Annotated in this window: 15 protein-coding genes; 6 read left to right on the top strand and 9 right to left on the bottom strand. The window is 61.9% G+C overall.

All coding sequences use genetic code 11. The features are described from left to right. Positions 1–423: a type II toxin-antitoxin system VapC family toxin gene (locus CO655_RS22590; RefSeq protein ID WP_097666742.1), complete on the bottom strand. Its 423-nt coding sequence runs from the start codon at positions 421–423 to the stop codon at positions 1–3. Further along, a complete protein-coding gene (locus CO655_RS22585; protein WP_004677292.1) occupies positions 420–674 on the bottom strand; it encodes a type II toxin-antitoxin system Phd/YefM family antitoxin in 255 nt (84 codons plus the stop codon). The genes CO655_RS22590 and CO655_RS22585 overlap by 4 nt, the downstream gene beginning before the upstream one ends. Before the next feature lie 175 nt (positions 675–849). On the opposite strand from CO655_RS22585, the gene CO655_RS22580 reads away from it, so the two are divergent. Further along, complete coding sequence (locus CO655_RS22580) at positions 850–1,764, top strand: acetamidase/formamidase family protein (protein WP_097666740.1); 915 nt, start codon at positions 850–852, stop codon at positions 1,762–1,764. A 16-nt stretch (positions 1,765–1,780) separates the two neighbouring features. On the opposite strand, the gene CO655_RS22575 is transcribed toward CO655_RS22580, so the two are convergent. After that, a complete protein-coding gene (locus CO655_RS22575) occupies positions 1,781–2,683 on the bottom strand; it encodes a proline iminopeptidase-family hydrolase (protein WP_097607621.1) in 903 nt (300 codons plus the stop codon). Positions 2,684–2,775: 92 nt separating this feature from the next. Continuing rightward, positions 2,776–3,552, bottom strand: a complete 777-nt coding sequence (locus tag CO655_RS22570; RefSeq protein WP_097607620.1) for a LuxR family transcriptional regulator — start codon at positions 3,550–3,552, stop codon at positions 2,776–2,778. Between the two features lie 127 nt (positions 3,553–3,679). Between CO655_RS22570 and CO655_RS22565 the strand changes: the two genes are divergently transcribed. Genes CO655_RS22565 through CO655_RS22545 form a run of 5 tightly spaced genes read left to right on the top strand, consistent with a single transcriptional unit; the run spans position 3,680 to position 9,632 of the window. Beyond that, the gene (locus tag CO655_RS22565; RefSeq protein WP_097607619.1) at positions 3,680–4,570 is read left to right on the top strand and encodes a proline iminopeptidase-family hydrolase; all 891 of its coding nucleotides are present in this window, start codon (positions 3,680–3,682) and stop codon (positions 4,568–4,570) included. 51 nt (positions 4,571–4,621) lie between these two features. Further along, on the top strand, positions 4,622–5,560 hold the full coding sequence (locus tag CO655_RS22560; protein ID WP_097666738.1) for an ABC transporter permease: 939 nt from the start codon (positions 4,622–4,624) through the stop codon (positions 5,558–5,560). Then, on the top strand, positions 5,557–6,405 hold the full coding sequence (locus CO655_RS22555) for an ABC transporter permease (protein WP_097666736.1): 849 nt from the start codon (positions 5,557–5,559) through the stop codon (positions 6,403–6,405). The genes CO655_RS22560 and CO655_RS22555 overlap by 4 nt, the downstream gene beginning before the upstream one ends. Further along, on the top strand, positions 6,402–8,099 hold the full coding sequence (locus tag CO655_RS22550) for an ABC transporter ATP-binding protein (RefSeq protein ID WP_097607616.1): 1,698 nt from the start codon (positions 6,402–6,404) through the stop codon (positions 8,097–8,099). The genes CO655_RS22555 and CO655_RS22550 overlap by 4 nt, the downstream gene beginning before the upstream one ends. A gap of 18 nt (positions 8,100–8,117) precedes the next feature. Then, a complete protein-coding gene (locus CO655_RS22545; protein ID WP_097607615.1) occupies positions 8,118–9,632 on the top strand; it encodes an ABC transporter substrate-binding protein in 1,515 nt (504 codons plus the stop codon). A gap of 83 nt (positions 9,633–9,715) precedes the next feature. Here the strand turns inward: CO655_RS22545 and yghU are convergent, their stop codons facing one another. From yghU to CO655_RS22520, 5 genes are all read right to left on the bottom strand, one after another. Continuing rightward, on the bottom strand, positions 9,716–10,591 hold the full coding sequence (gene yghU, locus CO655_RS22540; RefSeq protein WP_097607614.1) for a glutathione-dependent disulfide-bond oxidoreductase: 876 nt from the start codon (positions 10,589–10,591) through the stop codon (positions 9,716–9,718). A 254-nt stretch (positions 10,592–10,845) separates the two neighbouring features. Beyond that, positions 10,846–11,226 carry a cupin domain-containing protein gene (locus CO655_RS22535; protein ID WP_097666734.1) on the bottom strand — a complete coding sequence of 127 codons (381 nt, stop codon included), beginning with the start codon at positions 11,224–11,226 and terminating at the stop codon, positions 10,846–10,848. 17 nt (positions 11,227–11,243) lie between these two features. Beyond that, on the bottom strand, positions 11,244–12,335 hold the full coding sequence (locus CO655_RS22530) for a Gfo/Idh/MocA family oxidoreductase (protein WP_097666732.1): 1,092 nt from the start codon (positions 12,333–12,335) through the stop codon (positions 11,244–11,246). 2 nt (positions 12,336–12,337) lie between these two features. Then, positions 12,338–13,165: a carbohydrate ABC transporter permease gene (locus CO655_RS22525; protein ID WP_097666730.1), complete on the bottom strand. Its 828-nt coding sequence runs from the start codon at positions 13,163–13,165 to the stop codon at positions 12,338–12,340. Beyond that, positions 13,162–14,064, bottom strand: coding sequence for a sugar ABC transporter permease (locus tag CO655_RS22520; RefSeq protein ID WP_097666728.1), 903 nt, complete (start codon positions 14,062–14,064; stop codon positions 13,162–13,164). The genes CO655_RS22525 and CO655_RS22520 overlap by 4 nt, the downstream gene beginning before the upstream one ends. Between the last annotated feature and the right edge of the window lie 49 nt (positions 14,065–14,113).

Here is a 14,113-nt window from a genome sequence, read left to right as displayed (position 1 = left end):
TCAACCCTGCCACGGATCCAACACGACAACGCCCGCGCCTTCGAAATCCCGGATATTGCGCGTAACCACGGTCAGGCCGAGAACCAGGGCGGTTGCGGCAATCAGAGCATCGGCTTCATTGCGCCGATCCGGAATATGCAGATGCGCGCAGCGTGTCGCGATCGCGTCATCGATCGACAGGATACGGCCGGCGAATGCCGGCCGTACCTGATTTTCCAGCCACGTACGCAGACGAGCCCCCTGCGCCGCATCGCGGCGCTCTACGCCGAGTATTCCACGCTCCAGCTCCAGGATCGTGATGGCGGAGATGCATAAGCTCGCGGTATCTTGCGCCCCGGCCCATGCGACCACATTGGCATCTGCCTTGCCGTCTCCGACCTTACGCAATTCGGAAACAACGTTGGTATCCAGCAAATATTTCAAGACAGATCGACCCCGCGCGGTGCGATCTCAACACGAGGCGGGTCGAAGTCAATATCTGACAAACCCGGCATGAAGAGAGCATCGACCAGGCTGCGGCGCTTGCCGGTGAGACGCTCGAATTCGTCATAGGTCATCAACACGTGGGATGGTTTGCCGCGATCCGTAATGATGACAGGACCATTTTGCGCCGCCTTCTTTGCCCTGCTCACGTCGTGATTGAGTTCGCGGCTGGAAAGACTTGTCACGTTCATTACTCTTCTCCATGTAGGTACATACCTACATATAGTATCCAGGGGATGCAAGGCAAGATCAGATCGCATGCCTCGGGCGTGTTGGCTTCCCAGGTAATCTCTGCTCTAGTCTGGACTCCGCCGGGCAGACCAGCCGCGGCCCCTGGCATTCGAAACGAGCGAGAGCTGTATTCCCATGACCACTCACCGCTTCATTCCGACGCTTTTTCACAATGTTCTCGGTTCACTTGCGCCGGCGCTGCATATCGCCGACGGCGATACAGTCGTCACTGAGACGCTCGACGCCATCGGCTATGACAAGGACGGCATCCGGCGGACATCTGGTCCGAACCCGATGAACGGCCCGATCTTCGTGGATGGCGCCGAACCCGGAGATGCGCTGAAGGTCGAAATCATCAGCATGGTTCCGACCAGGGGCACCGGCTTTACCCGGAGCATCGTCGCGGCCAATGTCATCGATCCCGAAACGGTTCGCAACCTGCCGTCGCGCAACATGGCGATCTGGGCCATCGATCGCGAAGCGCTGACCGTCCGGCTGTCCGAGCCGGTCGCCGGCCTCGAAAATCTCGTTCTGCCGCTCGACCCGATGATCGGCTGTTTCGGGGTGGCGCCCAGCCTCGGCCAGGCGATCTCGACGGCGACTAGCGGCGAATATGGCGGCAACATGGATTATCGCCTGTTCGGCCCCGGCACGACCGTTCGTTTTCCGGTATCGGTTCCCGGCGCGCTGTTCTTTCTCGGCGATTGCCATGCCGTGCAGGGCGATGGTGAGATCGTTGGCACCGGCGTCGAAACCACTTTCGAAGTGACAGTTCGGCTGACGGTGGAAAAGAAGGCCGGACTGGTCTGGCCACGCGGAGAAACCGCCGAAGACATCTTCACCATCGGCAATGCCAGGCCCCTCGATCAGGCGCTTCAGCATGCCACCAGCGAAATGCTGAATTGGCTGGCCTCGGATTACGGCCTCGACAGAACGGCAGCAAGCCATCTCTTGGGACAGGTGGTGCGTTATGATGTCGGCAATGTCTTCAATCCGGCCTATACGATGGCCTGCCGTGTCGCGAAGAAATGGCTGGTCCGCCGATCGTGACCAGCCGGCATCTGCTTCAGTCGTAGCGCGACAGAAAGCCGGAAACGGTCGCCAGGCAAAGCTGCTTTTCCTCGACATGCGGCATGTGGCTGGAATTTTCGAAGAGCACCCATTCGCAGCCGGGAACGCGTTCGAGATAGGGCCTCACTACCAGGGGCGTGGCCTCGTCATATTTCCCCGAGATCAGCAGCGTCGGCGCCTCGATGCGGTCGAGCCGGTCTTCGATCGTCCAGTCCTTCATCGTCCCGATGACGTGAAACTCGGTCGGGCCGTTCATGTTGCGGTAGACGGTGTTGTCCTCGTCCATGATGGCAAAGGTCCGCGCCACTTCCGGCGGCCACGGCACCACGCGGCAGACATGGCGATCATAGAAGACGCGGGAGGCGGAGATATAGTCCGGATCGGTGAGGCTTCCCGCCTGCTCATGTTTCAGCAGCGTGTCCTGTACCTCTTTCGGCAGTTCCTGCCTCAGCCGGTTCGCTTCCGAAACCCAGGTGTGCATATTGGCTGGCGAGTTGGCGATGACAAGCGCCTTCAGGCCTGGTGGCCGACGGACCGCATGTTCGGCGCCGAGCATGCCGCCCCAGGACTGGCCGAGAAGGGCATAACGATCCTGTATGCCGAGATGGGCAAGCAGCGCATCCAGCTCTTCAAGGAAGAGGCCGACCGTCCAGAAATCCGCGCCTTTCTCGGGTAGACGGGTGGAATTGCCGTTGCCAAGCTGGTCGTAATGAATGACAGGGCGGCCGTCGAGCTCAGCAATGTCCTTGAAGGAATCGACGTAATCATGTGTGCAGCCGGGCCCTCCATGGGCGACGACGAGCGGCAGTTTGCCGCTTTCCACCGAACCGGTCACGCGATACCAGGTGCGATAGTCGCGAAAGGGCAGATAGGCTTCACTCGTTGCGATTTCGGCCACCGGCGTCTCCATCTCTTGGGCGTTTGGAGACCATAAAGCGGCGGCAGCGCCGAAGGCAGCTATCACAACTTATAGGGTGGCTAGGAGCCGCTTTAGTTTCGGTCGCGTTCTTCGAGCAGGCGGTAGTGGGTGGCGCGCACGACGGCCTGGGTGCGGTTGCGGGCGCCGAGTTTCTTGGCCGCGGCATTGAGATGCATCACCACGGTCGGCACGGAGCGGCCGATGATGCGCGAGATTTCCTTGGCAGAATAGCCCTCCGCCGAATGGCGCAGGCATTCGCGTTCCCGCTCGGTCAGATGGATGGTGCCGACGCTGCGCGCCTTCCTGTCGAAAAGCGAATAGGCCGTCTCGTGGAAGACATGGGCGAGCAGGTTGAAGTCGGCGATATAGCGCAGCGCATGCCGCTCGAAGTCGCTGTCTTCGCCGAAGCGAATGCCGGTGACGGTCGCATAGTCGCCGCCCGGCATATGGACCGGCACGGTGACGCCGGTCGACATGTCGCGTTCGCGGAGATAGCGCGTCACCGGCGCGGTGTCGTCGCTCATGAAGCGGTTGATCAGCGTGTCGGCATTCGTATCGTAGTTCCAGAAGAAGGGCGCGCTGCTGCGCAGCGCCACCTGCTGGACCGGGTCGATGCGGAAATAACCGCGACCGAACCAATAATCGTGCATGTCGTCGGCGATGTTCCTGAGTTTCAGCAGCGAGGGTATCATGATCGCGCCGTCGAGATCGTAGGGCACCGGCGTATAGTCATAGATCAGGGCCTCGAAGCCCAACCGCTTCATCGCCTCGAAGGCCTGGTCGATCCGGCCGTCCAGCGTTTCATGCGCTGTAAACTGCCGTCTGATCGTTCCGATATCATCAAGCATGGGCAGTTCCCTGGTTCGCATGCGCCCTACCCTATCACTTCTTATAGCTGGCACGGGACGCGATTTCCGGTAAAAATTTAACCATGCCCAAATATTGAGCAAGCGAAATCTTCTGCCGGAGCAATCAATGTGGCGTGAAATACAGCCGGACGCCCGTTTCGAAATCGATGTCGATGGCTACCGCGTCATCGCCTATAGCTTCGGGACCGGCGACGAGACGGTTTTCTGCTTGAACGGCGGTCCCGGCTTGCCCTGCGATTACCTGCGCGAGGCGCATTCCTGCCTGATCGACAAGGGCTACCGTGTGGTCGCCTTCGACCAGCTCGGCACCGGCGCCTCCGATCGGCCGGACGATCTCTCACTCTGGACGATCGGCCGTTATGTCGAGGAGACCGAGACAGTGCGCAAGGCACTTGGGCTCGGCGAGGTTCACCTGCTCGGCCATTCCTGGGGCGGGTGGCTGGCGATCGATTATGCGCTGACCTATCCCGAGAACCTCAAGACACTGATCCTCGAAGATACCGTCGCCGACATGCCGCATCTGATCTCGGAGCTGGAACGGCTGCGGTCGGCACTCGGTCCCGAAACCGTCTCGATGATGCAGAAGCACGAGGCGCAGGGCACCTATAATCATCCGGAATATCTCGCCGCCGTCACCATCCTCAACTACCGCCACGTCTGCCGCCTGGCCGAATGGCCGGCGCCGGTTCGCCGCTCGCTCGACGACTGGAACATGGCGCCTTACGCGACCATGCAGGGCCCGAACGAGTTTCTCTACATCGGCAACCTCAAGGACTGGAATCGTATCCCGGATCTGCCGCGGCTGACGCTGCCGGTGCTGATCACCACGGGCGAGCATGACGAGCTGACGCCGGCCTGCGCGCTGAGGATGAAACTTGAATTGCCGAATGCCGAACTCAAAGTAATTGCGAACGCCAGCCACATGCCGTTTTATGAAAACCCGCAGGACTATTATCCGGCGCTTCTCGGTTTCCTCGCCCGGCACAAGGCAGCCTGATGCAAATGAAAGCGGCTCAAACCCGAGGAAGACAGAGGGGCGATCGCCGTCATGCATCGCTATAAATTCGTTCTGACGCGGCCGCTCCAGTTCCTGCCGGTCATTTTCGGCATCAGCGTCATCACGTTCATTCTGGTCCGGTTGATCCCCGGCGATCCGGCGCGCAACATCCTCGGCACGCGCGCGACGCCGGCAGCGCTTGCCAGCATCCGCGCCCAATACGGCCTCGACCAGCCGATGTGGCTGCAATATCTCTACTTCCTCAAGAATCTCGCCAATGGCGAGATGGGCAAATCGATCCTCTACAAGATCGACGTGCTGAAGCTGATCGTCACCCGCATCGAGCCGACGCTGGCGCTCGTCGTCTCCAGCGTCGTGCTGTCGGTCGTGATCGCGGTGCCGATGGCGGCGATCGCCGCGCGCAATGCCGGCCGGGCGCCGGACCATGCGGTGCGCATCGTCTCGACCTTCGGCATCGGCTTCCCGCCCTTCTGGCTGGGGTTGATGCTGATCATCCTCTTCAGCGTCGAACTCGGCATGCTGCCGGTTTCCGGTTACGGCGCAACGATCGGCGACAAGCTTTCGCATCTGGTGCTGCCGAGCCTGACGGTGGCGCTGTCGCTCTCGACCGTTCTGACGCGAAGCCTGCGGGCGGCAATGATCGAAGCGCTGAAGTCGGACGTCGCGACGGCGGCGCGCGCCCGCGGCATGCCGGAAAGCATCGTCTTTTGGCGGCATGTATTGCCGAATTCGCTGGTGCCGACGATCAACCTGCTTGCCGTCAACATCGGCTGGCTGATCGGCGGCACGGTGGTGGTCGAGAGCGTCTTTGCGCTGCCAGGCATGGGGCAACTGCTCGTCAGGGCGATCTTTTCGCGCGATTACATGGTGGTGCAGGGCGTCGCCATGGTCTTTGCCTGCGCCACCGTGCTCATCAATTTCATTGCCGACATCGTCACCGTCACCGTCGATCCGCGGGTGACGCTATGAGCATCGAGGCGATCGTCCCTGCCCCCGCCTGGCGCCGGCTCTTCGGCCGACGGCCGATGCTTGCCGTCGGGGCCGGCCTGCTGCTGTTCTTCGTGCTGCTGGCGGTCGCCGCGCCTGTTATCGCGCCTTACGATCCGATCACTCAGAATGCCGAGGTGCGCCTGCAGGCGCCTTCCTTGCTGCATCCGTTCGGCACCGACAACTTCGGCCGCGATATTCTCTCCCGCGTCATCTGGGGCGCGCGCCTCGATCTGCAGATGTCTCTCATCGGCGTCACCTTCCCCTTCCTGATCGGTACGACGGTGGGTTCGATAGCCGGCTTTTACGGCGGTATCGTCGATGCGCTGTTCATGCGCCTCGTCGATATCATTCTCGCCTTCCCCTTCCTGGTGCTGATGCTGTCGATCATCGCGATCCTCGGTCCCGGCCTCGGCAGCTTCTATATCGCCATGGCGCTGGTCGGCTGGGTCTCCTATGCGCGGCTGATCCGGGCGCAGATGCTGGTGCTAAAAAGCAGCGATTACGCGGTCGCCGCCGTCAGCCTCGGCTTCAGCCGTCCGCGCATCATGTTCCGGCACCTGCTGCCGAACGCGGTCGCCGGCTCGATCGTCTTTTCGATGTCGGATGCGACGCTGGTGCTGCTGAGCGGCGCCGCCGTCAGCTATCTCGGTCTCGGCGTCCAGCCCCCGATCGCCGAATGGGGCGTGATGGTCGCGGAAGGACAAAGCTTCATTACCACCGCCTGGTGGATCACGCTGTTTCCCGGCCTCTCCATCGTCTGCCTCGCCTTCGGCTTCAGCATGCTGGGCGATGCTCTCGGCGAATTGCTAGGGGTACATGAATGAGCGGCTCCGTGCTCTCCGTCCGCGATCTGACCGTGAGGGCGCATCTCGATTCCGGCACGCGCACGCTGCTCGACGCGGTCTCCCTCGATCTTGGCAGGGGAGAAATTCTCGGTCTCGTCGGTGAGAGCGGTTCGGGAAAGAGCCTGTTCTGCCGCTCGCTGGTGCGGCTGCTGCCCTCCTCACTGCTGAAGATCGAGAGCGGTTCCGTACTGCTCGAAGGAAGCGACCTGACGCGGATCGACGATAGGGAGATGCTGCAAGTGCGCGGCGGCGAGATCGGCATGATCTTCCAGAACCCGACGAGCCACCTCGATCCGGTCATGCGGATCGGCGACCAGGTCGCCGAGGGCATTCGCCACCACCAGGGCCTCGGCGCCCGCGAGGCCCGCGCCGCGGCGGTCGAAATTCTGTCGCAGGTCGGTTTCCCCGATCCCGCCCGCCAGTACGACAGCTATCCGCATGAATTTTCCGGCGGCATGCGCCAGCGGGCGATGATCGGCGTTGCGTTGTCCTGCAATCCGAAGATCCTGATCGCCGACGAGCCGACCACGGCGCTCGACGTGACCATCCAGGCGCAGATCCTGCGGCTGTTGATCGACATTCGCGACCGGCGCGGCCTGTCGATCATTCTCATTACCCATGACCTCGGCATCGTCGCCCAGACCTGCGACCGCATTGCCGTGATGCGCAGCGGCAAGCTTATTGAAGTGGGGCCGAAGCGTGCGATCCTGGCGCGGCCGCAGCATCCCTATACGGTCAGCCTGGTCGACAGCCACCCTTCCATATCGGGCGAGCAGCCCGCGCCGCCGTCCGTTCATGGGGACACAGGCGGATCGGCCAGGCCGCTGCTGGAGGTCGACGATCTGCATGTGCGCTTCAGGGGCGGCGGCCTGTTCAAGGGCGGCGCCAAGACGATCAGTGCCGTCGCCGGCGTCAGCTTGAGGATCATGCCGGGCGAAACCGTCGGCATCGTCGGCGAATCCGGCAGCGGCAAGAGTACGCTTGCCCGCGCCGTGCTCGGGCTGACGCCGCTTTCCGCCGGCCACGTTACCTTCGACGGTGTCGATCTGGCGCAGCAGAGGAAGGCGGGCTTGGCCAAGCTCAGGCGCGAAACGGCGATGGTGTTCCAGGATCCCTACAATGCGCTGAACCCGCGGCTGACGATCGGGCAGATGCTGGCCGAGGTGTTGAAGGTCCAGGGCAAGGTCGCCAGGGCCGAGATCCCGGCGCGCATCGGCGAACTGCTCGATCTCGTCGGCCTCGAGCGCGAATTCGCCGACCGCAAGCCGCGCAGCATGAGCGGCGGCCAGTGCCAGCGTGCGGGCATTGCTCGCGCGCTCGCCGTCGATCCGAAGTTGATCATCGCCGACGAATGCGTGGCGGCACTCGACGTCACCATCCAGGCGCAGATCATCGAGCTTTTCCGGCAGCTCACCGCGAAGATGAACCTGACGCTGATGTTCATCGCCCATGATCTCGCCATCGTGCGCGATCTCTGTGAACGTGTCGTCGTGATGTATCGCGGCGAGATCGTAGAGGAAGGCGGCTCGGAAGAGGTCTTCGCCCGGCCGAAGCACGCCTATACCGCGGCGCTGATCGCAGCCATCCCCGATATCGATCCCGACAAGCCGCTGCTGCAGGGCGCCGGCCGCAGCCACGATCCGCAATCCACATCAAGCAAGCGCATGCCATAACAACGAAGGGAACGACTCATGACGAATAACTGGAAATCGATCGGGCTTGCCGCCCTGCTCGCCGGGCTGACGCTCGGCGCAAGCTATGCCGAGGCCGCCGGCGTGCTCACCATCGGCCGCCGCGAGGATTCGACGACATTCGATCCGATCAAGACCGCACAGAACATCGACAACTGGGTGTTTTCCAACGTCTACGACGTGCTGATCCGCGTCGACAAGACGGGCACCAAGCTGGAACCGGGGCTTGCCGAAAGCTGGACGATCTCGGATGACGGACTGACCTACACCCTCAAGATCCGTGAAGCGAAATTCTCCGACGGCTCGCCGCTGACGGCGGAGGATGCGGCCTTCAGTCTGTTGCGCATCCGCGACGATGCCGCCTCCCTCTGGAGCGATTCCTATAAGGTGATCGACACGGCAGTGGCGACCGATCCGCACACGCTGACGATCAAGCTCAAGAACCCGTCCGCGCCATTCCTGTCGACGCTGGCGCTGCCGAACGCGTCAGTCATCTCGAAGAAAGGCATGGAATCTCTGGGCGCAGATGCCTATGCGGAAAAGCCGATCGCATCCGGCGCCTTCGTGATCGACGAATGGCGGCGCGGTGACCGCGTCATCCTCAAAAAGAACCCGAATTTCTGGGAAGCCGACCGCGTCAAACTCGACGGCGTCGAATGGATCTCGGTGCCCGACGACAACACGCGAATGCTGAACGTTCAGGCCGGCGAACTGGATGCGGCGATTTTCGTTCCCTTCTCCCGCGTCGAGGAACTGAAGAAGGATCCAAATCTCAAAGTCGGCATCGACGCTTCGACCCGCGAGGACCATCTGCTGATCAATCACGCGCATGGCGCGCTCGGCAAGAAGGAAGTCCGCCAGGCGCTGGATCTTGCCATCGACAAGAAGGCGATCGTCGACACCGTCACCTTCGGCCAGGGCACTGTGGCCAATTCCTACATTCCAAAGGGCGCGCTCTATTATTACGCCGACAATCTGCAGCGACCCTATGATCCCGCGAAGGCCAAGGAAATGCTGGCGGCCGCCGGCGCATCCGACCTGACGCTGAATTACGTGGTTCGCGCCGGCGACGAGGTGGACGAGCAGACGGCCGTCTTGGTCCAACAGCAGCTGCAGAAGGCCGGCATCACCGCCAATTTGCAGAAGGTCGATCCGAGCCAGGAATGGGATATGCTGGTTGCCGGCGACTATGACATCTCGGTCAACTACTGGACGAACGACATCCTCGATCCGGACCAGAAGACCACCTTCGTGCTCGGCCACGATTCCAACAACAACTATTTGACCAACTACAAGAACGAGGCGGTGAAGGAGTTGGTGGCGAAAGCCCGTCTCGAGCTCGACCCCAAAAAGCGTGAAGCCATGTATGTCGATCTGCAGAAGATGGCCAAGGACGACGTCAACTGGATCGACCTTTATTACAGCCCCTACATCAACGTCTCGCGCAAGAATATCGACAATTTCTACCAGAACCCGCTCGGCCGGTTCTTCCTGGAGGATACGGTCAAGAACTGAGTCCGGGCAGCATGCAAATGCTCCGTCGCCGTAAGGCGGCGGAGTTCCACTTCTTGCTGCGACACGTCGCTGGGGCCGCTTGCTTATTCGGCGGCCGCGAGCTTGTCCTGCGTCTTCGTGTCGAAGTCGCTGGCGTCGTGACGCTCGTGCAATTGGCTCGAAGGGTCGCCGGAGAGGCGGTTGACCATCCGGCCGCGCTGTACGGCCGGCCGGCTGTGGATGGTATCGGCCCAGCGCTGGACGTTCTTATAGTCCTCGACCTGCAGGAATTCGGCCGCGCCGTAGGTCCAGCCCTTGACCAGCCCGCCATACCACGGCCAGACGGCAATATCGGCGATCGTATATTCGCCACCTGCCAGATACTCGCTTTCGGCGAGGCGGCGATCGAGCACGTCGAGCTGGCGTTTCACCTCCATGGCGAAGCGGTCGATCGCATATTCGATCTTCGTCGGCGCATAGGCGTAGAAATGGCCGAAGCCGCCGCCGAGATAGGGTGCGCTTCCCATCTGCCAGAACAGCCATGACAGGCATTCGGCGCGGGCGGCCGGCTCTGTCGGCAGGAAAGCGCCGAATTTCTCAGCGAGATAGGTAAGGATGGCACCGGACTCGAAGACGCGGATCGGCTTTTCGCCGCTGCGGTCCATCAGCGCAGGGATCTTCGAGTTGGGGTTGATCTTGACGAAATCGCTGCCGAACTGGTCGCCATCGCCGATCCGGATCAGCCAGGCGTCATATTCGGCACCGCTATGGCCAAGGGCCAGCAACTCCTCGAGCATGATGGTGACCTTCTGGCCGTTCGGCGTTCCGAGCGAATAAAGCTGCAGCGGATGACGGCCGATCGGAAGCTCCTTCTCATGTGTCGGCCCTGCTATCGGGCGATTGATGCTGGCGAACTGGCCGCCATTCGCCTTGTTCCAGGCCCAGACTTTCGGGGGTGCGTAATCGGAAGAACCGCTCATCTTTCAAACTCCTGGCATTGATCGGACAGAGCGCGGCGGCAATCGGCTGGCCACCGCATTTTTCCTGACATAGCAGAGGCGATGCGGTTTGTCAGAGGTGTCGGGGCGGCTTCACACAATCGTCAGAATATTAGCAAATGCAGGAGAAAGGCCGCATCAGAGCTCCGCGTCGACAAGACGCCTGCCCGTCGCGGCCTGAACGCCGTAGATGAGCTTCTCGCCGGGATCGGCCGTGCCGGGGCGCAGCGTTACGTTCAGGCCGCCCCCTCGCCTTCATGATTGACCGCCGTCCTGGTGCCGGAGGAGAACATGATCAGCGCGAAGAGCGGTTCGGTGCCGAGGGCGCGCGCCCAGTGGCGGACATTGCGGGGAATGCGGATGGCGTCGCCGGCTTCGAGCCGGTAAAGTGCATCGCCGAGCTTGTGCTCGCAATGGCCGGAAATGACGTAGAGGATCTCCTCGCAATCGGGATGGGAATGCAGCTGGTTGCGCTCGCCGGGATTGATGCGGCAGGTGCCGAAGGTCATCTCGGCGCCCGGTGTGCCGTCGCCGGTGATCTTCCAGTTGAGTTCGCCCCAGGTGGTCGGCATGAATTCGCCGCCGGCTTTCCTGAAAATCACATCTGTCTCGGTCAAGGCTGTCTTTCCCCCATTCAGAGATTGGTGGTGACGCCGGCATCCGCGCGTCTAAAAAAGTCGAAGAGCTTCATGATCTCGCGGGCGATTTCCAGCGTGCCCCGGCTGATTGATGTGCCGGCGAGGATCGCATCCGTCAAATGCAGGATCTCGGGCACATAGCCGAGATAGAAGAGATTGTTGTTGTAGAGCTGGCCGAGCGAATGCTCCGGCTCGTAGATGAGCGCGGCATTCTCGTCCGGCTGGATGAAGCTTGCGGCGCGGCCATAGGACGGCAGATCCGCCCTGCGGAAATAGGTCAGCCGGCTGCCGTTTTCGACGATCGCATTGGCGCCTTCGCCGATGATCTCGACCCGCTCGAAGCTGCTGCCGCCGGATTGGCCGGCGGCAAGGTGCAGTGTGCCGATCGCGCCGGAGCGGAAGCGCAGGCTGGTGACGGTCGCCCCCGACAGCGCCTCCCATTCATAGCTCGCGCGTTCGATCTCGCCGCCGAGGAAATTAAGGATCGCGCCGGGATGATAGATGTGATCGAGGAAGCTCTGCATCTTGACGAGATCGGTGCGGTCCTCGGGTCTCGGCAGGCTCTGGGGATAACGGACATTGATCGAGGTCAGCCGGCCGAAGCCGGGCGAGCCGATCAAATCCTTCAGCTTCTCGATCGTCGGGAAGAAGGTCTTCTTGAGACCGGTCATCACCATGCGGCCGGCTGCAGCACTTGCCGCCTGCAGCCTTTCGATGTCTTCCATAGTCGCGGCGGTCGGTTTTTCCATCCAGACATGCGCGCCCGCGGCGAGCGCGTCGAGCGCCAGATCCGTTGCCTGCACCCGGCCGTCGGGATGGTAGGCGGTGACGAGAAAGACCAGCTCCGGCTTTTCCTGCTCCAGCATGTCGCGGTGATCGGTATAGGCCTTGCCGGCGCCGAAAAGCTTGGCGAATTTTTCGGCGCGACCGAGATCGAGATCGCAGATGCCGGCGATCTCGACCGGCGCATACCGCAGCGCCGGGTAGATATTGCGGTAGGCATGGCCGCCGGCGCCGATAAAGCAGGCTTTGATGCGGTGGTCGAATTCGAAATTGTAGCGGATTTCCCGCTGGACGTGATGCGACATGGTCAGCCCTTGATTGCCCCCTGGGTCAGCCCCTCGGTGAAACGGCGCTGCATCAGGATGTAGAGAAGAATGATCGGCAGGAATGAAATGACCGTCCCGGAGAAGACCAGACGGTAGTCGGAGGCATAGGTGCTGGCGAAACGCACCAGCCCGAGCGGCAGGGTCTGCACTTCGGGGCTGATCAGCACGATCAGCGGCAGAAAGAAATCGTTCCAGGTGGAGAGCGCGCTGATGATGACGAGCGCCTGCACCGCCGGCGTCGAGATCGGCAGGAAAACCTTGGTGAGGATCTGGAGATGCGAGGCGCCGTCGATCTTGGCGGCCTCAATCAGATCATCCGGCACGCCGATGAAGAAACTTCGCATCAGGAAGATGCCGAAGGGAATGCCGTTGCTGACCTGCACTAGGACGATGCCAGTCAGCGTGTTGACGAGGTCGAGCCCGAAGAGCACCTGGTAAAGCGGAATGACGATCGCCTGGACCGGCACGGTGAGGCCGAGAATGAAGGCGTAGAACAGCCATTCGCGGCCGGGAAAGCGGATCTTGGCCAGCGCATAGCCGGCAGGGGCGCAGGTGATCAGCGACAGGGTGACGACGCCGACGAGGTTGATGAGGCTGTTGCCGACGAGATCGCCAAAACCGCCGATCTGCCAGGCATCCAGATAGTTCCGCCACATCAGGTCGGCGGGCCAGGTGAAGGGATCGGCCTGGCCGATCTCGGCTTCGGTCTTGAAGCTGGAGATCAGCAGCCAGACGAAGGGGGCGAGGATCAGGATCAAGACAGGCATCAGCGCCAGCGCCACCGGCCATTCGCGATTGCGCCTACTCATTGCGCAAGCCTCGCGCGCCAGCGGTTGAAGACGATGGTGATGACGATTGCCAGCAGGCTGAGCAGGATGCAGAGCACCGCCGCCAGCCCGTGATCCTGGGACTGGAAGGCGAGCCGGTAGATATAGGTTGTGATCAGTTCGCTCTGGTAGAAGGGGCCGCCATTGGTCATGACGAAGACCGTCGCAAAGCCCTTCAGGCCATTGATCATCGCCAGCGAGACGACGAACGTCATGACCTCGCGAAGCCCCGGTAGCGTCACATAAATCAGCTTCTGGAAGCCGTTGGCGCCGTCCACTTCCGCCGCGTCGTAAAGCGAGCGGTCGATATTCTGCAGGCCGGCGATGAAGAGCAGCATATAGAGGCCGAAGCCCTGCCACGAGCTTGCGACATTGACGGAAAACAGCACCAGGGCCGGATCGGAAAGCCAGCCCTGCGTGAAGGCACCGAGCCCGATCCGCGTCAGGGCCGTATTCAGCAGGCCGAAAAACGGATCGTAGATATTGGCCCAGATGACGCCGACCACGGCCAGCGACACCAGATGCGGCAGGAAGAAGGCGGTGCGGAAGAAGACCTGGGTGAAACGCAGCCTGCTGACGGCGAGGGCCAGCAGAAGGCCGAGCCCGCCTGCCATCACCACGTGATAGGCCAGCCAGAGAAAGGTATGGGCGAGGCTCTTCCAGACGATCGGATCATGCGCCGCCTTCGCATAATTGCCGAAGCCGACGAAGCTCGCGGAGGTGTTGAAGCCGGCCGAGCTGTTGAAACTCAGCCAGAAAGTCGCGGCGATCGGCAGCAGGGTGAAGACGGCGTAAAGCGCGAGCGCCGGCGCCATCAGCCAGAATGCGGTGCCGGCATCCCGATCGGCTGAGCCGGACCCGGCCGCCCGGGGTTTGGACATATGGGCGAATGTTCCGCCCGTATGTCCTGCCGCGGCAGGGGTAGTGCTG

It is taken from the genome of Rhizobium sp. M1 (assembly GCF_002531805.1).
Taxonomy (GTDB): domain Bacteria; phylum Pseudomonadota; class Alphaproteobacteria; order Rhizobiales; family Rhizobiaceae; genus Rhizobium; species Rhizobium etli_C.
The sequence above is the reverse complement of the archived record's forward strand: the minus strand, read 5'-3'. Positions and strand labels throughout refer to the sequence as shown.